Origin of the sequence: Janthinobacterium sp. PLB04 (assembly GCF_021165895.1) — a bacterium.
Lineage (GTDB): Bacteria > Pseudomonadota > Gammaproteobacteria > Burkholderiales > Burkholderiaceae_D > Janthinobacterium > Janthinobacterium lividum.
In genome coordinates, this window is the sequence record NZ_CP088968.1 from 89912 (window position 1) to 110118 (window position 20207).

At 61.1% G+C, this 20207-nt stretch carries 16 protein-coding genes and 1 pseudogene; 5 read left to right on the forward strand and 12 right to left on the reverse strand.

Translation table 11 applies throughout. The annotated features are described in order from the left end of the window. Positions 1 to 121: 121 nt before the first annotated feature. The 7 genes and pseudogenes from LSO07_RS28440 to LSO07_RS00415 all read right to left on the reverse strand — a co-directional run. Positions 122 to 226: pseudogene (locus LSO07_RS28440) on the reverse strand (zinc-ribbon domain-containing protein); the annotation flags it as partial. 291 nt (positions 227 to 517) lie between these two features. After that, a complete protein-coding gene (locus tag LSO07_RS00390) occupies positions 518 to 2779 on the reverse strand; it encodes a YgiQ family radical SAM protein (protein WP_225317251.1) in 2262 nt (753 codons plus the stop codon). 356 nt (positions 2780 to 3135) lie between these two features. Beyond that, entirely contained in the window at positions 3136 to 3414 is a 279-nt protein-coding gene (locus tag LSO07_RS00395) for a DUF4404 family protein (protein WP_034753883.1), read from the reverse strand. A gap of 11 nt (positions 3415 to 3425) precedes the next feature. Beyond that, the gene (locus tag LSO07_RS00400; protein ID WP_034780902.1) at positions 3426 to 3638 is read right to left on the reverse strand and encodes a VF530 family DNA-binding protein; all 213 of its coding nucleotides are present in this window, start codon (positions 3636 to 3638) and stop codon (positions 3426 to 3428) included. Positions 3639 to 3762: 124 nt separating this feature from the next. Further along, complete coding sequence (locus LSO07_RS00405) at positions 3763 to 5916, reverse strand: M3 family metallopeptidase (protein ID WP_151091759.1); 2154 nt, start codon at positions 5914 to 5916, stop codon at positions 3763 to 3765. Positions 5917 to 6140: 224 nt separating this feature from the next. Then, positions 6141 to 8306: a M3 family metallopeptidase gene (locus LSO07_RS00410; protein ID WP_225317132.1), complete on the reverse strand. Its 2166-nt coding sequence runs from the start codon at positions 8304 to 8306 to the stop codon at positions 6141 to 6143. A 154-nt stretch (positions 8307 to 8460) separates the two neighbouring features. After that, positions 8461 to 8679 carry a SlyX family protein gene (locus tag LSO07_RS00415; protein ID WP_070290273.1) on the reverse strand — a complete coding sequence of 73 codons (219 nt, stop codon included), beginning with the start codon at positions 8677 to 8679 and terminating at the stop codon, positions 8461 to 8463. Positions 8680 to 8917: 238 nt separating this feature from the next. Here LSO07_RS00415 and LSO07_RS00420 point away from each other — a divergent pair, with 238 nt between their 5' ends. After that, on the forward strand, positions 8918 to 9226 hold the full coding sequence (locus tag LSO07_RS00420) for a type II toxin-antitoxin system RelE/ParE family toxin (RefSeq protein ID WP_231773028.1): 309 nt from the start codon (positions 8918 to 8920) through the stop codon (positions 9224 to 9226). Then, a complete protein-coding gene (locus LSO07_RS00425) occupies positions 9223 to 9579 on the forward strand; it encodes an addiction module antidote protein (protein WP_099390126.1) in 357 nt (118 codons plus the stop codon). The genes LSO07_RS00420 and LSO07_RS00425 overlap by 4 nt, the downstream gene beginning before the upstream one ends. Before the next feature lie 7 nt (positions 9580 to 9586). Here the strand turns inward: LSO07_RS00425 and LSO07_RS00430 are convergent, their stop codons facing one another. Further along, the gene (locus LSO07_RS00430) at positions 9587 to 11647 is read right to left on the reverse strand and encodes a UvrD-helicase domain-containing protein (protein WP_151091761.1); all 2061 of its coding nucleotides are present in this window, start codon (positions 11645 to 11647) and stop codon (positions 9587 to 9589) included. 209 nt (positions 11648 to 11856) lie between these two features. Here LSO07_RS00430 and LSO07_RS00435 point away from each other — a divergent pair, with 209 nt between their 5' ends. After that, positions 11857 to 12342 (forward strand): SRPBCC family protein, encoded by a 486-nt coding sequence (locus LSO07_RS00435; RefSeq protein WP_034780908.1) that lies wholly within the window; start codon positions 11857 to 11859, stop codon positions 12340 to 12342. Positions 12343 to 12351: 9 nt separating this feature from the next. On the opposite strand, the gene LSO07_RS00440 is transcribed toward LSO07_RS00435, so the two are convergent. Next, positions 12352 to 13473 (reverse strand): HD-GYP domain-containing protein, encoded by a 1122-nt coding sequence (locus LSO07_RS00440; protein ID WP_225317133.1) that lies wholly within the window; start codon positions 13471 to 13473, stop codon positions 12352 to 12354. A 166-nt stretch (positions 13474 to 13639) separates the two neighbouring features. Beyond that, entirely contained in the window at positions 13640 to 15088 is a 1449-nt protein-coding gene (locus LSO07_RS00445; RefSeq protein ID WP_151091763.1) for a dihydrolipoyl dehydrogenase, read from the reverse strand. 128 nt (positions 15089 to 15216) lie between these two features. Between LSO07_RS00445 and LSO07_RS00450 the strand changes: the two genes are divergently transcribed. Next, positions 15217 to 16107 carry an ArgP/LysG family DNA-binding transcriptional regulator gene (locus LSO07_RS00450; protein ID WP_034780913.1) on the forward strand — a complete coding sequence of 297 codons (891 nt, stop codon included), beginning with the start codon at positions 15217 to 15219 and terminating at the stop codon, positions 16105 to 16107. A gap of 13 nt (positions 16108 to 16120) precedes the next feature. On the opposite strand, the gene LSO07_RS00455 is transcribed toward LSO07_RS00450, so the two are convergent. Continuing rightward, positions 16121 to 18172, reverse strand: a complete 2052-nt coding sequence (locus tag LSO07_RS00455; RefSeq protein ID WP_151091764.1) for a primosomal protein N' — start codon at positions 18170 to 18172, stop codon at positions 16121 to 16123. Between the two features lie 135 nt (positions 18173 to 18307). Here LSO07_RS00455 and LSO07_RS28330 point away from each other — a divergent pair, with 135 nt between their 5' ends. Beyond that, positions 18308 to 18442: a hypothetical protein gene (locus LSO07_RS28330; RefSeq protein ID WP_256607843.1), complete on the forward strand. Its 135-nt coding sequence runs from the start codon at positions 18308 to 18310 to the stop codon at positions 18440 to 18442. A 571-nt stretch (positions 18443 to 19013) separates the two neighbouring features. Here the strand turns inward: LSO07_RS28330 and hemE are convergent. Beyond that, on the reverse strand, positions 19014 to 20099 hold the full coding sequence (gene hemE / locus LSO07_RS00460) for a uroporphyrinogen decarboxylase (protein WP_034780918.1): 1086 nt from the start codon (positions 20097 to 20099) through the stop codon (positions 19014 to 19016). Positions 20100 to 20207 lie beyond the last annotated feature (108 nt).

Consider the following 20207-nt stretch of genomic DNA (forward strand, 5'->3'; position numbering starts at 1 on the left):
CAATAATCGGCTCAAGAGCCGGTGCCGGCGACGCCACTGGCGCCACGGCAAAGCTGAATGCGCACTTGGGGCAGAACTTGGCATCGGGCTTGCAGTCATGGCCGCATTGGCCACAGGCTTTACCTAGCAGCGGGGCGGCGGCAGGAGCGGCGGCAAACGTCGTGCCGCAGGAAGAGCAGAATTTTGCGCCCGGCTTATTCTCGGCCTGGCAGGAAAGGCATTTCAATTGGCATCTCTTTTCATCTAAACACTGGGTGGCGCGTACGCTGGCGCTTGCCAGAATGGCAGCTTTGTTGCCGTACGGCTAAATATCCAACGAGTATATTTTCAAACACCGAGTTGCCACAAGGGAAAATTGCCTTTTGCTCTATTCATTTTTTAAATATTGGTAAAAATCCTGCTGCCAAGGCTTGCCGTCACGCCATCCCGGGGCGCAGATAGCAAAAAACCCGGCAACGCAGTACGCGTTGCCGGGTTTCGAGAGGATGCCCCAGGTGCCGGGAACAGTGACGCTGGCTTACTTGCGTCCACCCCGTGCCGGCGCGGGATGGCCGCCCTTGGCTGGCGGCTTGCTGCCACGGCCCATCGGCACGGCGGCCGGCTTGGCCTTGGTCTTGATGGTCGACAAGATCGATGGACGTACTTTCGATTCGACGGCGCTCGCCTTCGGTGCGGCGGCCGTACCGCCCAGGGCGATACGGTTCTTGCCCGGCGTGACCTTGAACTTGTCCGGCGTGCCGGCGCCATGCGTCTGGCGGCTGCGTTCGCCTGCGGCCAGGCCGCCCGATTCCGACGACGTCCAGGCCGGGATCAAATGCTTGTCGCCATTGCCGATCAAGTCGCCACGGCCCATGTTGACCAGTGCTTCGCGCAGGATCGGCCAGTTGGCCGGGTCCTGGTAGCGCAGGAAAGCTTTATGGGTGCGGCGGATCTTGCCGCTGCGGGCCGTTTCCACCACTTCCGAGTCTGCCGTCACCTTGCGCAAAGGATTCTTGCGCGTGTGATACATGGTCGTCGCCATGGCCATCGGCGTAGGCATGAATGTTTGCACCTGGTCCAGCTTGAAATTGTTTTTCTTCAGCCACAGGGCCAGGTTCAGCATGTCCGTGTCCGTCGTGCCCGGATGGGCGGCGATAAAGTAAGGGATCAAATACTGCTTCTTGCCCGCTTCCAGGGAGAAACGGTCGAACATTTCCTTGAACTCGTCATACGCGCCGATGCCGGGCTTCATCATCTTCGACAAGGTGCCCTCTTCCGTGTGCTCAGGAGCAATCTTCAGCAAACCGCCGACGTGGTGCGTCACCAGTTCCTTCACGTACTCGGGGGAACGCACGGCCAGGTCATAACGCAAGCCCGAGCTGATCAAGACTTTCTTGATGCCCGGAATGGCACGCGCCTTGCGGTACAGGGAAATGAGCTTGCTGTGGTCCGTGCCCAGGTTCACGCAGATGGACGGGTACACGCAGGACAGGCGGCGGCACGAGACTTCGATCTCTTTTTCCTTGCACGCCAGGCGGTACATATTCGCCGTCGGACCACCCATATCGGAAATGGTGCCCGTAAAACCTTTGGTTTTATCGCGGATATGCTCGATTTCGCGCAGGATCGACGGTTCCGAACGGCTCTGGATGATGCGGCCTTCATGTTCCGTGATCGAGCAGAAAGTACAGCCGCCGAAGCAGCCGCGCATGATGTTGACGGAAAAGCGGATCATTTCCCAGGCGGGGATATGCGCCTTGCCATAGCTCGGGTGCGGCGCGCGCGCATAATTCATGTCGTACACGCCATCCATCTCGTCCATGGCCAGCGGCAGCGGCGGCGGGTTGAGCCACACGTCGCGTTCGCCGTGCGCCTGCACCATGGCGCGCGCATTGCCGGGATTCGATTCCAGGTGGAACACGCGCGACGCGTGCGCATACATGACGGGATCATCCTTGACGACGTCGTAGGCAGGCAGGCGCACCACCGTCTTGTCGTGCTTTTCCTTGGCCATGGCCAGGCGTTCTTCGCGGCTCATGATGCGGATCGGCTTGATGACTTCGGCCGATTTCGACGCATTTTCCGTGGCGCAGGCGGTCTTGTCTTCCTGCACCATCTCGTACGGGCTGTAGTGCGGATCGATCTTGCCGGGCACGTCGACGCGGGTAGAATTGTGCACGCCCCAGTCGTCGCCGGGCAGCCAGCCAGCCGGCACCATGAAGGCCGTGCCGCGCAAGTCACGGATATCCTTGATCGATTCGCCGGCGGCCAGGCGATGGGTCAGGTCGACCAGCGCCCGCTCGGCATTACCGAAGATCAACAAATCAGCCTTGGAATCGGGCAAGACGGAACGGCGGACCTTGTCCGACCAGTAATCGTAATGGGCGATGCGGCGCAGGGATGCCTCGATGCTGCCGATGACCACGGGCACGTCGGGATACGCTTCGCGCGCGCGCTGGGCGTACACGGTGACGGCGCGGTCCGGGCGCTTGTTCGGTTCCGCATTCGCCGTGTAGGCATCGTCGGAGCGGATCTTGCGGTCGGCCGTGTACTGGTTGACCATGGAATCCATGTTGCCGGCGGTAATGCCGTAGTACAGGCGCGGCTTGCCGAGGATGCGGAAGGCGTCGGCCGACAGCCAGTCCGGCTGGCTGATGATGCCGACTCGGTAACCCTGCGCTTCGAGCAGACGGCCGACCAGGGCCATGCCGAAACTCGGATGGTCGATGTAGGCGTCGCCCGTGACGAGGATGACGTCGCACTGGTCCCAGCCCAGCGCGTCCATCTCGGCACGCGACATCGGCAGGAAAGGCGCCACGGCAGCGCGGGCAGACCGCTTGGGAACGGTCGCAAATAAATTGGTAGGGGAGCTCATAGGGTACGGATTGTACCGGAATTGGCCATTTCCAACCTGACGGCCTGCTTTTTACTGTTGGATTTCAGTACAAAAAACGTTTATTTTTCAATCACTTGGGAAATTCCCATCGAGAAATTGTGACTGAGGAGCAGTTTTTATCATGGCATCAACATCGTCTCGGCGCCTCTCAAAACCGTAGCGAGCAAGCTCAATGCCGGGTTGAGTAGCGGAGCCGTACGAAGGTACGGTGAGCAACGGATGCCCGGCAGTGGGCTGCGCAGTAGGTTTTCAGAGGTGCATCAGATACCCATATTGGCGAGAATCTCACCAAGTTCCCGCAGCGCCGGCTCCAGTTTCGGATGCTTGACGGCAAACTTGGCCGACAATTCCTGGCTGCGCTCGGCCAGTCCATAGGTGGTCGACTCTTCTTCCTGTTCCTGCGCGGCGCGCTTTTCCATCAGCAACTTGATGTCGACATCGAGTTTTTGCAGCAAACCATGCAGTTCTTCATCGACGGGGCCGCTGGTTTCCAGTGTCGAATGCAGTTGTTGCAGCGATTCCTTGAGTTTGCTATCCATGTTTTTTCCTGTCAGTCAGTAAATTGCGTGTCCAGGTACAGCTGTTCCACCTTGCTCCTGGCCCACGGGGTCTTGCGCAAAAACTTCAGGCTCGACTTGATGCTGGGATCGCTGATGAAGCAATTGATATCGATGTGCTTGGCCAAGCCATCCCAGCCGTAATGGGCCTGCAGACGCGTCACGATACCTTCCAGGGTAATGCCATTCAAATCTTGCTGACTCATATACTCTTTCGACTGCCTTCTTATTTACATCTTACTCAATTCTACGCCGCCGGCACGGAAAGCTTGCGTGCGCCATGTCAACGCAACGCAACGCAACGCAACGCAAGCTTCAGATGGGGACGCCTTACTTCGCGTTCAAGCCGCGGCGTTCCAGCAATGGTTCCACGGTGGCATCGCGGCCGCGGAAGTCGCGGAACAGTTGCAGCGCATCGACGCTGCCGCCGCGCGACAGCAATTTGCTGCGGAACCAGTCGCCATTCTTGCGCGTCAGGCCGCCGTTTTCCTTGAACCAGTTAACCGATTCTGCGTCCAGCTTTTCCGACCACAGGTAGGCGTAATACGCTGCCGAGTAGCCGCCCGAGAAGCTGTGCGAGAAGTAGCTGGTGCGGTAGCGCGGCGGCACGGGCGCGTAATCGACGCCTGCATCCTTCAGCGATGCCGCCTCAAAGGCCAGCACGTCGGTCGGGATCTGGCTCGGCGCCAGCTGGTGCCAGCGCTGGTCCAGCAGGGCCGCCGACAGGTATTCCGTGGTCATGAAACCTTGGTTGAATTTCTTCGCGGCCGTGACCTTGTCGAGCAATTCCTGCGGCATGGCCGCGCCGCTCTGGTAGTGCTTGGCATAGTTTTGCAGCACTTCCGGCCAGACGGCCCACATTTCATTGACTTGCGATGGATACTCGACGAAGTCGCTCGGCACGCTGGTGCCGGCAAAGCGCGGGTATTTCACGTTCGAAAACATGCCGTGCAGCGCATGACCGAATTCGTGGAACATGGTCGTCACTTCATCGAACGTCAGCAAGGTCGGCTGGCCGGCGGGCGGCTTCGGAATGTTCAATTGGTTGGCGACGACGGGATGCGTGCCCATCAACGACGATTGCGACACGTATTCATTCATCCACGCGCCGCCATGCTTGTTGCCGCGCGCATAGAAGTCGGCGATGAACAGGGCCAGCGGCTTGCCGTTGGCGTCGAGCACGTCGTAGACGCGCACGTCCGGGTTGTACACCGGTAGATCAGTGCGCTGCTTGAAGCTGATGCCGTACAGTTTATTGGCGGCAAAGAAGACGCCATTGTTCAGCACGCTGTTCAATTCCAGGTACGGTTTCAGCTCGTTTTCATCGAAATTGAAACGTTGCTTGCGCAGCTTGTCCGTGTAGATGGCCCAATCGGCGGCCGCCACCTGGAAGCCGCCCTTCTCGGCATCGACCACTTGCTGCAGGTCGGCCGCTTCGCGGCGTGCGTTGGCAACGGCCGGTTTCGCCAATTCCGACAGCAGGGTGTTGACGGCCGTGGTCGTCTTGGCCGTCTGGTCTTCCAGCGAGTAGGCGGCGTAATTGGCATAACCGAGCAGGGTGGCCCGTTCGGCGCGCAATTTGGCCAGCTTCAGCACGATGGCGCGGTTGTCGAACTCGCCGCCCTGGCTGCCGCGGTTCAGCGACGCATCCATCAGGCGCTGGCGCGTCTTGCGATCCGTCAATACAGCCAGCGGCGGCTGGCCGCTGGTGTTGACGAGGGCGATGACGAACTTGCCCGTCAAGCCGCGCTCCTTGGCTGCCGAGGCGGCCGTATCGATATCGCTGTCCGTCATGCCGGCCAGCTCAAGACGCGTGTCGACGACGATGCTCTTGGCATTCGTTTCCTTCAGCACGTTTTGCGCGAAGGCCGTTTCCAGGCCCGCCTGCTCGGCGTTGTAGGCTTTCAATTTTTCCTTGTCCGCATCGGACAGCTTGGCGCCGGCGCGCACGAAATCCGTGTGATAGCGTTCCAGCAGGCGCAGGGATTCGGCGTCGAGGCCCAGCTTGTCGCGCTTGGCGTACAGGGTGTCGATGCGGGTAAACAGTTTCGGATTCAGGGTGATCGCATCGGCGTGCGCGGCCAGCTTCGGCGACACGTCCACTTCCACCGCTTCCAGCACGCTGTTCGTGTTGGTCGAGGTCATATTGCTGAAGATGCTTTGCACGCGATGCAGCAACTGCCCCGTGCGCTCGAGGGCCACGATGGTGTTTTCAAACGTGGGCGCCTGGCGGTTGCTGGCAATCGCGTTGACTTCGGCCAACTGGCGTTTCATGCCTTCGGCAAACGCCGGCGCATAGTGCGCGTCCTTGATCAGGCCGAACTGCGGCATCTGGAATGGCAGCGGGCTCGCTTTGAGCAGGGGGTTCTGGGCGCTGACGGCGGCGGCGGGCGCGGATTTTGCGGTGGCGGCAGCCATGGCGGACGGAGCGGCGTGGGCCAGCATGACGCTGGCGGCGATGACGAGCAGTTGTGGACGGATCATGACATCTTTCAGGAAGCGCGGGGAAGAACCGCGATCGCGTCGCGGGCCAGTGGCAGATCATAGCAGCCTGTCACACAGGCGTCATCCAACATGGGCGATCCTGTGGTGTATCACGCCAAATGCGCGGTTTACCACGGTTTACAATCAAAAACTCCAAATAAAAATGGCCGCCCGTTGCGGGGCGGCCATCGATGTTCAGTACCGGCCAGGCCGGTGAACGGGCATTACTTGGCGTTCAAGCCACGGCGTTCCAGCAGCGGCTCGATCTTCGCATCGCGGCCGCGGAAGTTGCGGTAGATGTCGAGCGCATCGGCGCTGCCGCCGCGCGACAGCAGTTTATTGCGGAACCAGTCGCCGTTCTTGCGCGTCAGGCCGCCGTTTTCCTTGAACCACTCGACCGTGTCGGCATCGAGCTTTTCCGACCACAGATACGCGTAGTAGCCGGCCGAATAGCCGCCCGCGAACGCGTGCGAGAAATACGTGGTGCGGTAGCGCGGCGGCGCCGGGGCGAAATCGACGCCGGCATCCGTCAAGGCGGCTTTTTCAAACGCCAGCACGTCGGTCGGGATCTGTGCCGGGGTCAGCTGGTGCCAGCGCTGATCCAGCAGGGCCGATGCCAGGTACTCCGTGGTTTTATAGCCCTGGTTGAAATTGTCGGCCGCCGTCACTTTTGCCAGCAGTTCGGCCGGGATAGCCGCGCCCGTCTGATAGTGCCTGGCATAGTTTTGCAGCACTTCCGGCCACAGCGCCCACATTTCATTGACTTGCGACGGGTATTCGACGAAGTCGCGCGGCACGCTGGTGCCGGCAAAGCGCGGGTATTTCACGTTCGAAAACATGCCGTGCAGCGCATGGCCGAATTCGTGGAACATGGTGTTGACTTCGTCAAACGTCATCAGGGTCGGTTGGCCCGCTTCCGGCTTTGGAATGTTGAGGTTATTCGCGATGACCGGCTTGCGGTTCAGCAAGGCCGACTGGCCCACGTAGGCATTCGCCCAGGCGCCGCCGCGCTTGTTGCTGCGCGCGTAAGGGTCGAGCGTAAAGATGGCCAGCTGCGTGCCGTCTTCATTGAAGACGTCGTACACCAGCATGTCGGACGTGTAGACAGGCAAGTCGGTGCGCTGCTTGAAGGTCAAACCATACAATTTGCCAGCAGCAAAGAACACGCCCTTGGTCAGCACGCTGTGCATTTCAAAGTACGGTTTCAACTGAGTCTCGTCGAAGTTGTAGCGTTCGGCGCGCACCTTGTCGCTATAGAAGGCCCAGTCGGCAGCGCCCACCTTGAAGCCGCCTTTGCCTGCATCGATGACCTTCTGGATATCGTCCGCTTCACGGCGCGCGTTGACGACGGCCGGCTTCGCCAGTTCGCCCAGCAAAGCGTTCACGGCGGTCGTGTCGTGCGCCGTCTGGTCTTCCAGCGAATACGCCGCGTAGTTCGGGTAGCCCATCAGCGCGGCACGTTCGGCGCGCAGTTTTGCCAGTTCCAGCACTTCCTGGGTATTGTCGAATTCACCGCCACGGCTGCCGCGCGCTTGCGAAGCGGCCATGATGCGTTCGCGCAAGGCACGGTTGGTCAGCAGCGACAGCGGCGCCTGGCCCGTCGTATTGACGAGAGCGATCACATACTTGCCATCCAGGCCGCGCTTCTTGGCCAGGCCGGCAGCCACCTCGATGGCGGCCGGCGACAGGCCGTCGAGTTCTTCGCGCGTATCGACGACGACGGCCGAGGCGTTCAATTCCTTCAGCACGTTCTGCGCGAACTTGGTCGACAGGGCAGCCAGCTGGCCGTTGTAGGCGCGCAGCTTTTCCTTGTCCGCCGCCGACAGCTTGGCGCCGGCGCGTACAAAATCGGTGTGGTAGCGTTCCAGCAGACGTTTCGATTCCGCATCCAGGCCCAGCTTGTCGCGCTTGGCGTACAGGGTGTCGATGCGCTTGAACAATTTGTCGTTGAGCATGATCGCGTCGCTATGGGCCGCCATTTTCGGCGCCAGTTCGCGCTCCAGGCCCTGGATCGTCTCATTCGTATTCGAACCGGACATCACGGAAAACACGGTGCGCACGCGGCTCAGCAACTGGCCCGAGCGTTCCATGGCCACGATGGTGTTGTCGAAGGTAGCTGGCTTCTTGTTATTCGCAATCGCGTTGATTTCCGCCAGGTTGGCGGCCATGCCTGCCGTAAAGGCGGGCGCGTAGTCGGCGTCCTGTACCTTGTCGAACGGTGGATAGTTGAATGGCAGGCTGCTGGCCTGCGCAAACGGGTTCGAAGCGGGCAGCGTTGCCGCCGCGGTAGCGGCAGTGGCAGGCGCTGTGGTGGCGGTGGCGGCAAAAGCGGCAGCGGCTGGCGCCAGCATCAGGCTGGCGGCGATGACGAGCATTGTTGGACGGGTCATGTCTACTTTCTAGGAGCGCAAGAGAGCCGCGATTGTGTCGCGGGCCAGCTTGAAATAATAACAGCCTGACACACTTGCGTCACCCGCAACGACCGACCTTAACGGGTCGGCGGGTAATGAATGGTTTTCATGCGTCCCGCTCCACGATGCCGATTTAGTAATGCGGCGGACGTTCGTTGACCAGCCCGCCATTTGCCTGCTGCGCCCCGTCGCGCACATGTTCGCCCAGCTTGTGCAGCATCGCCTCGAGCTGGTCGATGCGCTTGCCTTGCTGGTACACCATCTGGTTCAGCGACTCGACCAGGTCTTCCTGCTGCGCCAGCTTGATTTCAATATCGACGAAACGTGTTTCCATCTGTTCTGCATTGTCCATGGTGCTTCTGCTCATTTCTGACTGAAAGCGGCATTCTACCGCCGCAGTAGCGTGAGCCAGGACAAACCTCGTCCATTCGCCATCGGTCAGACGGCCATTGCTGCCTATTCTTTCGTTTGGCCCCCTCAAATCGCTTGACGAATGAGAACAAACGATTACAATAACTGCATCCACGCCACCCGAACCACCGCTGATCGACACGCGCAAGACGGCCGAATACCGGCGCTGGGAAGACTCGCTGCACGATGTTGCGGCCGCCACCATCGACGCGCGCATCAAGCACTTGCAGCACGGCAAAAAGGGCGACTGGCGGCCAGTGGGTGAAGGCGTGTGCGAGCTGCGCTTTTTACAGACGGGGCCAGGCTGGCGCGTGTATTTTCATGAAACGAACCGGGGCACCCTGATCTTGCTGCTGTTGGGCGGCAACAAATCCAGCCAGCAGCGTGACATAAAGCAGGTGCAAGCGATCCTCCGGGAGCTGAAAGCCCGGCAGGCGGCCCTCAAAAAAGCGGCGGCAAGCCCCTCCACAGGAGCACGAAAGAAATGAACCACGACATCGACCACGACACCTTCGACCTCGACGACCTGGAAGCATTGGGACTGAGCAAATTTGACCCGGCACAACACCTGACCAGCAAGGCCGCCGTGGCCGCCTACATGAGCGAAATCGTCGCCACCGGCAATGCGGAACTGTTCCAGTCCGCCATGAACGACGTGGTGCGCGCCTACGGCATGGGCAAGGTGGCGGCCAGGGCCGACATCACGCGCGAAGGCGCGTATAAAGCCTTGCGCGAAGGCAGCAAGCCGCGCTTCGAAACCATTTTAAAGATGCTCGATGCGCTGGGCATGCAGCTGGCCATCGTGCCGAAGGCCACGCCGGACGGCGCCGTGGAAGCCTGAGCGCCGCTTACCCTTTCGGCGCGGCCAACAGCGCCTTCATGCGGGCCAAACGCTCCTTGGGCGAAATCACTTCCGCTTCCGTCGGCACGGCGTCGCCCACGTCGAGTTCCATTTCCTTGATGAAGCGCGACGGGTCGCAATGGACTTGCTCGCCAGCCCGCTTGCGCTTCTTGCACCACGTAATGTGCAAGGTGCGCTGGGCCCGCGTGATGCCCACATACATCAGCCGCCGCTCTTCCTGGATGCGCGCGGCGATGGTTTCGGCCGGCGCGTCAGGGTCGCCCTTGTGCGGCAATATCCCCTCTTCCACGCCCACCAGAAACACGTGCGGAAACTCGAGACCTTTCGACGCGTGCAGGGTCGACATGCGCACGGCGTCCTGCTCCTCGTCCTTGCCCTCGAGCATGGTCATCAAGGCCACCATCTGCGTCAATTCCAGCACGTTCTTTTCTTCGCCATCGCGGTCCTTGCCGCCCCGGCCCCGTTCCTTCAGCCAGTTGACGAATTCCAGCACGTTCTGCCACTTGCTTTGCGCTTGGCGTTCCTCGAAGGCATCGTACAGATACGATTCGTAGTGGATTTCCTTCATCATGTCATCCAGCACTTCGGCCGCGTTGTCGCCGCTGCCGGCCGCACCCGGACGGCTGGCGCGCGATTCCAGGTCATTGATGAAGTTGCAGAAGTCGCGCAGCGGCCCCAACTGGCGGTCCGTCAGCTTGGCCTCGATGCCGCCCTTGAACACGGCCTGGAACAGCGAGCACTGCCACTGCCCCGAGAACGCGCCCAGCACCTCCAGGGTCGACTGCCCCACGCCACGGCGCGGCGTCGTCACGGCGCGGATGAAAGCCGGATCGTCATCCTCGTTGGCCAGCAAGCGCAAATAGCTGATGATGTCCTTGATCTCGGCCTTGTCAAAGAAACTCTGGCCGCCCGAAATCGTGTACGGAATGCGTTCCTTGCGCAAACACTGCTCGATGATGCGCGCCTGGTGATTGCCCCGGTACAAAATGGCGTAATCGGAAAATTTGTTCTTGCGTTCAAAATGGTCGGCCGAGATCATGATGGCGACCTGCTCCGCCTCCTGCTCGTCCGTCTGCATGCCCAGCACCTTGATGGGCTCGCCCAGGCCATGTTCGGACCACAGCGACTTTTCAAACAGTTTAGGATTGTTGCCGATGACGGCATTGGCTGCATTGAGCACGCGCATGGTGGAGCGGTAATTCTGCTCCAGCTTGATCACGCGCAAATCGGGGAAATCCGTCTCCAGGGTCTTCAGGTTTTCCACGGTGGCGCCGCGCCACGCATAGATCGCCTGGTCGTCATCGCCCACGGCCGTAAACATCGGCTTCTTGCAGATGCCCGTCACCATCAGTTTCACCAGTTCGTACTGGCACGTGTTCGTATCCTGGTATTCATCGACAAGCAGATAGCGCAAACGGCGCTGCCACTTGTCACGCACGGGACCGTTGTTGCGGAACAGTTCCACCGGCAAGCGGATCAGGTCGTCGAAATCGACGGCCTGGTAGGCAGAGAGCGTTGCCACATAGCTGCGGTAGATGCGCGCCGCGTTCGCCTCGTCCTCATCCTTGGCTTGTGCCAGCGCCATGTCCGGGTCGATCAGGCCATTTTTCCACAAGGACATGGCGTTCTGGATGCCGCGAATGACCTGTTTATCGGTGGTAATGGCGAGGTCTTGCACCAGCGAAAAACAGTCGTCGCTGTCCATGATGGAAAAGCGGTCCTTCAGCCCCACGCCATTGGCTTCCTGGCGCAGGATTTTCACGCCCAGCGAGTGGAAGGTCGACACCGTCAACTGCTTGGCCTGGCGCGGCTGTTTCAACAGCTTGGCGATGCGCTCCTGCATTTCCAGCGCCGCCTTATTGGTGAAGGTCAAGGCGGCGATGGTTCGCGGGTCATAGCCCCGGTCTTCGATCAGATGGGCGATCTTTTGCGTGATCACGCGCGTCTTGCCCGAGCCGGCGCCCGCCAGCACCAGGCAAGGGCCGTCGAGGTAGGTAACCGCTTCGCTTTGGGGCGCATTCAGACCGAACTGTGGTGCTTTGGACATCAGGGTATTTCCGCAGGGAACAGCAGCCCATTGTAACAGCGTCGCGCAGGCTATTTGCATGACGGGCCATGCCTGAAAAACAGGCAATGGCATTGATATATCGCCATCTGACGCCATCTTGACCCATGCAATGCGTGCGGCACGGCCACGCCTGGAGTACCATTCCGCCTATATCGCCCGTGTGCGCCCACTTACCGAATGGCAGTCCCATGAAATTTGAACACCTGATTGAAATCAACGATCCTTTGAACCCGCTGATCGACACCTTGACCCTGGAGCAAGTCTGGCGCGGCCTGGTCTTGCGCGCCGAGTCGCCGAAACTGTTCGTGCCGCACCTCGATGAATGCCAGATCAGCGAGCGCAGCGATACCGGCTTCGCGCGCAGCCTGCGCTATGGCGAGCTGGTCATCAACGACAGGGTGGTGCTGGTGCCGCAATTGCAGGTGCGCTACGAAGTGCCGGCGCAAAAGGATATCAGCGCGTCCTCGCTGGTAATGACCATCGAAATGCCCGACGAAGCGAGCATGTGGGTACGCTTCCAGTACGACGACGGCCACGACGCGGCCACCGATGCGGCCAACGCCCTGTACGACGACTTCCGCCGTTCCGCCTACAAGGAGTCCGACATCGACACCGTGCGCATCATGCGCGAACTGGCAGTCGAAGGACGGCTCGATGCGGGCTTGCTGAACTAAGCGCCTGGGCTACATTCGCGCGCTGCGGCCCCACAGCTGATCAGGGCGAAACTGCAAACCCGCCTGCTCCGCACTGAGCACTTCGCGGATGGCGTGCAAGTCCACGCGCGTATCGCGCCGCAGCGGCACGTCCAGGCGCGCGCCGCGGGGGCCGATCAGCGACTGCACGTGCGGCGTGGCGGCATTCAAGCCCTTGCGCGTGACGACGCCGATTTCCCCATTGAGCAGTTTGACGAAGGTGCCGACCGGGTAGATGCCCAGCTCGCGCACCAGCAGGGACGCCAGCGGCGCATCCAGCGTGGCCTTGTCGGCCATCAGCATTTCGCGCAGGGCCACGTTCGGCAGCAAGGGCTGGCGGTAGCTGCGCTTCGAAACGCGCGCGCAATAGCGGTCGGCCAGCATGATCAGGCGCGCGCCGATGCCGATCGCCTCGCCTTGCGTGCCCAGCGGATAGCCGCTGCCATCGATATTTTCATGGTGCTGCAGCACGGCCTGCAGCCAGACGGCGTCCGTGACGCCCGCCGCGCGCAGCAGGTCGACACCGGCTTGCGGATGAGCCCGCAAATAGGCCCGCTCCTGCGCGTCCAGCGGTCCCGCCTTGTGCTGGAAATCCGCATGGCGTTCCAGCATGCCCACATTCATGCTCAGCGCGGCCAGCACCACGCTGCGGATCACGCCATCATCGAGTTTCAGGGCGCGCGCCAGCAGGGCCGTGATGACGGCCGTGTCGACGCTGTGGCGCACGGCAAAGTCGCCCGCGCCCTGGTTGTGCAGGATGCAAGCCAGCGCCACGTCCGCATCCAGCGCAACAGCCTCTTCCACCAGCTGCGCCAACGCCGCGAGGGATAGATGGCTGCCCGCATGTCCGGCGGCAATGGCCGGCAGGACGAGGGCCAGCCCTGCCGTGACAAGGTTCAGCATGCGCAGGGCCGACGGCGCTTCCGTGGCCGTGCGCGGCACGTCCGCACTGGTATCGGCGATGACGCCATGCGCCAGCAGCAATGCGATCTGGTTCTCGCTGCTGATGACATGGCCCAGCCTGGCCAGCAGGCTGCCCGTCTCGCCGTGCACGTCCCAGGGCAGGGCCACGCCCAGGGCGAGTTCTCCCGCGTAAATGCGCCGAATTTTCACATCGTCTCCGTGTCATCGCCAGCCGCTACCCTTTTTACCATTGCGGCATGGGCGGCATGTGCCAATTGAAATGTTTTTTGCTTTTAATCAATATTTCAATGTGGCAGCGATGATCGCGCAATCATGTGAGCTTGTCTACAAAATTATATAAATCATAAAGTTGCATTCAGGGCCCGGGTGTGCAATCGGCGCAGCCGGGCGCGTGTTCCGGGTCTTTTTCCAAGTGCAGCGCCAGTTCGCGCAAGGCCGTGCGCACGCCTTCCTCGATGACAGGGTGGTAAAACGGCATGTCGAGCATGGCTGGCACCGTCAGCTGCGCCTGGCATGCCCAGGCCAGCAGATGGCCCAGGTGTTCCGCCCTTGGGCCGATCAGCTCGGCGCCAAGAAAGCGCTTGCTGCCGAATTCCGCATACACGCGCAGCAAGCCCTGGTTTTGCAGCATAACGCGGCTGCGGCCCTGGTTGCCGAACGACACGGCACCGACGGCGAAGCGGCCTGCGTGGCTCACGCACAATTGCTGATACGTCGCGCCCAGGGTGGCGATCTGCGGCTCCGTGAAGGCAATCGTCAACGGCGTGCGGCGCAAGCCTGGTTTGACGTCAGGAAAGCGCGCCGCGTTGTCGCCCGCGATGCGGCCCTCGTCGGCCGCTTCGGGCAGCAGCGGCAGTTCGTTGTCGGCATCCCCGGCAATGAAGATGGCGCTCTTGCCACACTGCATGGTATGCGGGTCATGCAGGGGAATGCCGTGGCGGTCGAGTTCGATTTGCGCCGTTTCCAGGCCGATCTTGTCCACGTTCGGCGCCCGGCCGATGGCGGCCAGCACATACTCGAACTGCTCGGTTTTTTCCACGCCGGCGGCATCGCTGCTGGTGAGCAGGATGCCGCTGCCGTCAGGCGCTTTTGCCATGTGCGCAACCTTGGTCATGAAACGGATATCGAGTTCGCGCGCCAGCACGGCATCCGCCTCCCGCAGCACCAGCGGGTCCGTCAGCTGCGCGACTTTATTGCCACGCGCAAACAAGGTCACGCGCACGCCCAGCCGCGCCAGCGCCTGGCCCAGTTCCAGGCCGATGACGCCGCTGCCGACCACGGCCACGGAGCCCGGCAGATCCGTCCACTCGAACACGGCGTCGCTGGTGATGACCCTGTCTCCCGCCGCCTGCCACTCGGGCGGCACGATGGGCGTGGAACCGGTGGCGATCACCACGCTGGTAGCTTCGACAAGCGTATGCTCATCCACCTGCAATGTGCCGGGGGAAATAAAACGTGCATGGCCACGCAGTTTTTCTTCGTCAGGGATGGCGTTGACGCCGTCGAGCACGAAGCCGACAAAACGGTCGCGCTCGCTGCGCACCCTGGCCATCACTTGCCGGCCATCGATGCGCACGGGGCCCGGGTGCACGCCAAAAGCCGGCGCGGCAGCCACGGCATGTGCCGCCTCGGCCGCCGCGATCAAGAGTTTGCTGGGCATGCAGCCCACCCTCGCGCAGGTCGTGCCGTACGGTCCGCTTTCGATCATCAGCACGCGCTTGCCCTGCATGCGCGCCGCCTTGTGCGCCGTCATGCCGGCCGTGCCGCTGCCGATCACGGCCACATCCACTCGTATCGTCTTCATGGTGCTATCCATCCACTGAGGTTGCTCACAGCGTTCGATACTACCCGTTTGCCAAAAATAAGGTTTTACTTTGCAGCAATATATGCATTAGTATAACTAATCATTTTCAAAATTTATAAGCTGAGCTAATGGGATCACTCGATTATCGCGCGCTGGCCGTGCTGGACGCCGTTGCCAGCCATGGCAGTTTCGACAAGGCCGCCCTGGCGCTGGGCATCACCCAGTCGGCCGTCTCGCAGCGCATCAAGGCGCTGGAAGACGCCAGCGGGCGCCTGCTGATCATCCGTGGCCAGCCAGCCGTACCGACGGGACTGGGCCAGCGCCTGATCGTGCATCACCGCAACGTCAAGCTGATGGAAGCGTCGCTCGACATCGACCTGGGCAACAGCGTCAGCATGCCGGAAATCGCCATCGCCATCGATGCCGACAGCCTGGCCACATGGTTTCCCGACACCTTGTCCGCCCTGCTGGCGCCGCCGCGCTGCCAGCTCGACGTGCGCCTGGCCGACAGCGACAGCGCCCTGCAGATGGTGCGCGACGGCTCCGTGTTCGGCTGCGTGGCTGCCGAGTCCGGCACAGCGATCGACGCGGCCGCGGCCACCAGCGTCACGCCGCTAGGCACCTTGCGCTATGTCTGCGTGGCAACACCCGTATTTGCAGGCCACTGGTTCGGCGATGGTTTTATTGCCGAGGCGGTACAACTGGCGCCCGCCGTGGTGGGCCAGCACGGCTTGCTGGCGCGTTTCCTTGCTGAACAATTGAGCATGCGTGAACCGTTTCCGCACCACACCTTACCCGTGGAAGCGACGCGCCGCGGCTGTGTCCAGGATGGCCTCGCCTACGGCTTGATGCCGCAGCGCCTGGCCGCGCAGGCGCTGGCAACAGACCGTCTCGTGGATCTGATGCCGGGCAGCACCCTGGACGTGCCGCTGAGCTGGCATGCGTGGACCCTGGACACGCCGTTTACCAAGCTGCTGTCCGAGCAGATCGTCAAGTCGGCGCGCGACTATCTGAACTAATTCAGTGAATTAATTAAATATCCAGCGGGTCCACTTCCAGCGACCATTTCACGCGCGTCTTCATGGCGCGCAATTCCGCCAGCCATTCTTTTAAAAACGCCTGCAGCGCTGGCCGCGAGGGGGATTCCAGCAGCAGCTGGGCACGGTCCACGTTGTAGACGCGCGTCATGCTCATGGGAATCGGGTCATTGATGGTCACCTGCGGGTGTGCCATGCACTCTTTCGCCGCCTGCAGGAATTCGATGGCCGTGGCCAGTTCGGGCGCCTCGGCGCGCAGCAGGGCCTGGAACAGATACGGCGGCAGCGCCGCCTGGGCCCGCTCTTCCAGCAAGGTCGTGGCGAAGTGGTCGTAATCGTGGTTGACGACGGCGTCGTACAGGGGATGGCGCGCATAGCGCGTCTGGATCAGCACCTCGGACACGCTGCCCCCTTCCGTCTGCGCGGCGCGCCCGGCCCGGCCCGCCACCTGCATCAGCTGGGCGAACAGCCGTTCGCTGGCCCGGTAATCCTGGGAAAACAGGGCCGTGTCCGGATTCAAGATACCGACCAGGGTCAGTTTTTTGAAATCGTGGCCCTTGGCCACCATCTGCGTGCCGATCAGGATATCCACTTCGCCCCGGTGCACGGTGTCGAACGCTTCCTGCGCGCTGCCCTTCTTGCGCGTGGAATCGGCGTCGATGCGCAAGATCCGTGCCTCGGGAAACAATTGCTGCAAGCCTTCTTCCACCCGCTGCGTGCCGCGTCCCAGCGGCTGCAGGTCGACGTTGCCGCAGGTGGGGCAATGGCGGGGAATACGCAGTTCCAGGCTGCAATGGTGGCAGCGCAAGCGGTGCTCGGGCTTGTGCAGCACCATGAACGAAGTGCAGCGCGTGCAATTGCTGATCCAGCCGCACGATTCGCAGCAGATCACGGGCGAATAGCCGCGCCGGTTCAAGAACAGCAGCGACTGTTCCCCGCGCTCCATGCGCAGTTTCAAGGCGGCTACCAGATGCGAAGTCAGGCCGTCTTTCGGCTTGTCGCGCTCCATGTCCAAAATCTTGACGCGCGGCAACACCGCATTCTTGACGGCCCGTTCGCGCAATTCCAGCTTGCGGTAGCGCCCCGTCTGTGCATGGTGCCAGCTTTCCAGCGACGGCGTGGCCGAACCGAGCACGATGGGGATCTGCAATTGCCAGGCGCGCCACACAGCCAGGTCGCGCGCCGAATAGCGCAAGCCTTCCTGTTGCTTGTAGGACGGGTCGTGTTCCTCGTCGATGACGATCAGTTTAAGTTTCGGCAGGGACGCCAGGATGGCCAATCGCGTGCCGAGCACGATGCGCGCCTGGCCCTGGTGGGCGGCCAGCCAGTGCAGCATGCGCTCGCCTTCGGACAGGCTGCTGTGCAGGGTGGCCAGCATGACGCCGGGAAAGCGCGCGCGGATATTGCCTTCCAGCTGGGGCGTAAGGTTAATTTCCGGCACCAAAATCAGGATTTGCGCATCGTCCTCGCGCGCCAGCACCTGGGCGCAGGCTTGCAGATACACTTCCGTCTTGCCGCTGCCCGTCACGCCATACAGCAGGGTTGGCTTGAAACCCTGGGCGCCGCCGATGGCGTCCGCCGCTTCCTGCTGCGCCGGGTTGAGCGCCGGCATGTTCAACGGCGTGCCGTCATGCGCGTCGGCCAGCTTGCCCAGCTTCTTGATGGCGCGGTCGAGCGCCACGGTAGTCAGCACGCGCAAATTCTTCGGCAAACCCGGCAGCGCCACTTCACCGAGCGGACGCTGGTAGTAATCGGCGGCAAAGGCGGCCAGCGCCAGCCACTGTTCCGACAGGGGCGCCAGCTGGCTGCGCACGGCCAGCACATCCTTCAATTTCGCGGCGGGCACGTCGGTGCTGTCGGATACGCCGACAATCAGCCCCATCACTTCGCGCCGGCCGAACGGCACCAGCGCCAGTTGCCCCACTTGCGGCAGCGGCGCGTCCGCGCCGGCATCCACCGCCGCGTTCCAGCGGTAGTCGAACAGGGCGTTCAAGGGCGTGTCGAGCGCGATTTTCAGGATGCACGACGTCAAAATGCACTGCGACATGGAAGTAGGGCCTATCTCAATAAAAAAGCGCGCCGCAGGGGAAATGGCGCGCGGGATGTCCGGCATCAAGCCAGCGGGCCATGATACTTGTTTCACCTATCAAACGCCTAACGGCGGACAGGACAGCATGTCATCATGCCTGAAGAAAATTCTGTGGATAACTTTGTGGACAAAGCAAAATTAACTTTCAGAAAAATGTGGACAGAAAATTTCGATCGCCGTCAAGAGCGGCACGCAAGAAAAATTAACCATTTAAAATCAATGGCTTAAAAATTGATGCCCGGGAGGCTACAAATCCACAGGACATTTCCGCCGCTGTGCATAACTGAACCATTTGTAATTTATTTATACAGAAATCAGCACCACTTTGAGGCACCCGATCGGGAAAAACGGGGGCGGCCTGCGGCAAAGTTGACAATTGCCGGGCAAGCGTTCGTTTTTACCTGCCGGGCGGCGAAACATTGTTCAATTATCATGCACTGCAACATACACTTCACGTGAAACCTGAACATCGACGCTAAGTATCGGTTAACAAATTACTTTTCAATTTTATCCACAGAATCTGTTGATAACTTTGTGGACAATGAAGGAATAAGGCCGGCGAACGAAAGAATAACCTTATCAATAGCAACAAAGTCCGCCGAACAAGGCATTTTTTATTTCTTAATAATCAAGCACTTGCAAAGCATCCCCGGGCATGGCTTTTCGACTGCCTCTTATTTCCGCAGCAAAAAAAATTGTGCATAAGTCGGTCTTTCTTGCTAGGGCGCAGCAAAGAAAAAGGCAGGCTTCCGCTGGAAAGCCTGCCTTTTCTGTCCCTGCGCGAGGGGAGGCGCTGAAATTACTGGCCGCTGCGCATGGCGCGGCTCATGCTGTGTACGGCTTCCACCATCGCTTCCACGGATTCCGGTGGCGTGAACTGGGAAATGCCATGGCCCAGGTTGAATACATGGCCCGTGCCGGCCGATGGCGCGCCGAAGGCGTTGAGCACTTTCGCCACTTCGGCGCGGATCTGCTCTGGGCTGGCGAACAGGATGGCCGGGTCAAGATTGCCCTGCAAGCCCACTTTATGGCCGACCAGCTGGCGCGCGCGCGTCAGGTTGACGGTCCAGTCCAGGCCCACGGCATCGGCGCCGATGTCGGCGATCTGCTCGATCCACTGGCCGCCGCCCTTGGTAAACACGATGGCGGGAATCTTGACGCCATCCTTGTCGCGTTTCAGCTGCGCCACCACTTGCTGCATGTAGGCCAGCGAGAATTCCTGGTAGGCGCCGTCAGCCAGCGCACCGCCCCAGGAGTCGAAAATCATCACGGCTTGCGCGCCGGCATCAATTTGCGCGTTCAGGTACTGCGCCACGGAGGTGGCGTTAATCGCCAGGATGTGGTGCATCAGGTCCGGGCGGTTGTACAGCATCTTCTTGATGGTATGGAACTCTTTCGAGCCGCCGCCTTCCACCATGTAGCAGGCCAGGGTCCACGGGCTGCCGGAAAAACCGATCAGCGGCACGCGGCCGTTGAGTTCCGTGCGGATTTGCGTGACGGCCTTGAAGACATAGTCGAGCGATGCCAGGTCCGGCACTTGCAAGGCCTTCACGTCCTGTTCCGTGCGCAGCGGGCGCTCGAACTTCGGGCCTTCGCCATCGGCGAAATACAGGCCCAGACCCATCGCGTCGGGCACCGTCAGGATGTCAGAAAACAAAATCGCCGCGTCGAGCGGGAAACGCTCCAGGGGCTGCAAGGTGACTTCCGTCGCGTAATCTGGATTCTTTGCCAGGCCCAGGAAGGAGCCGGCCCGCTCGCGCGTGGCGCGGTATTCGGGCAGGTAGCGGCCCGCCTGGCGCATCAGCCAGACAGGGGTATGCTCGGTCGGCTGGCGCAGCAAGGCGCGCAGGAAAGTATCATTCTGGAGCGGAGCAAATTGTGGCATGGAAGGCAATCAATAGCTTGGAGAAGCGGTATTATCGCATCCAATCGCCGCCATTTCATTGATTCCAGTGCCGCTTTGCAGCATTTGCCACGCACAGCGATGACTTTC

Bases quoted from the DNA above. Each gene is read 5' to 3' on its own strand.
- LSO07_RS00390 (WP_225317251.1), bottom strand. From the start codon at position 2,779: ATGTCGCGTGCCGAGATGGACGCGCTGGGCTGGGACCAGTGCGACGTC.
- LSO07_RS00395 (WP_034753883.1), bottom strand. From the start codon at position 3,414: ATGGATAGCAAACTCAAGGAATCGCTGCAACAACTGCATTCGACACTG.
- LSO07_RS00400 (WP_034780902.1), bottom strand. From the start codon at position 3,638: ATGAGTCAGCAAGATTTGAATGGCATTACCCTGGAAGGTATCGTGACG.
- LSO07_RS00405 (WP_151091759.1), bottom strand. From the start codon at position 5,916: ATGATCCGTCCACAACTGCTCGTCATCGCCGCCAGCGTCATGCTGGCC.
- LSO07_RS00410 (WP_225317132.1), bottom strand. From the start codon at position 8,306: ATGACCCGTCCAACAATGCTCGTCATCGCCGCCAGCCTGATGCTGGCG.
- LSO07_RS00415 (WP_070290273.1), bottom strand. From the start codon at position 8,679: ATGGACAATGCAGAACAGATGGAAACACGTTTCGTCGATATTGAAATC.
- LSO07_RS00425 (WP_099390126.1), top strand. From the start codon at position 9,223: ATGAACCACGACATCGACCACGACACCTTCGACCTCGACGACCTGGAA.
- LSO07_RS00430 (WP_151091761.1), bottom strand. From the start codon at position 11,647: ATGTCCAAAGCACCACAGTTCGGTCTGAATGCGCCCCAAAGCGAAGCG.
- LSO07_RS00435 (WP_034780908.1), top strand. From the start codon at position 11,857: ATGAAATTTGAACACCTGATTGAAATCAACGATCCTTTGAACCCGCTG.
- LSO07_RS00445 (WP_151091763.1), bottom strand. From the start codon at position 15,088: ATGAAGACGATACGAGTGGATGTGGCCGTGATCGGCAGCGGCACGGCC.
- LSO07_RS00450 (WP_034780913.1), top strand. From the start codon at position 15,217: ATGGGATCACTCGATTATCGCGCGCTGGCCGTGCTGGACGCCGTTGCC.
- LSO07_RS00455 (WP_151091764.1), bottom strand. From the start codon at position 18,172: ATGTCGCAGTGCATTTTGACGTCGTGCATCCTGAAAATCGCGCTCGAC.
- LSO07_RS28330 (WP_256607843.1), top strand. From the start codon at position 18,308: ATGCCTGAAGAAAATTCTGTGGATAACTTTGTGGACAAAGCAAAATTA.
- hemE (WP_034780918.1), bottom strand. From the start codon at position 20,099: ATGCCACAATTTGCTCCGCTCCAGAATGATACTTTCCTGCGCGCCTTG.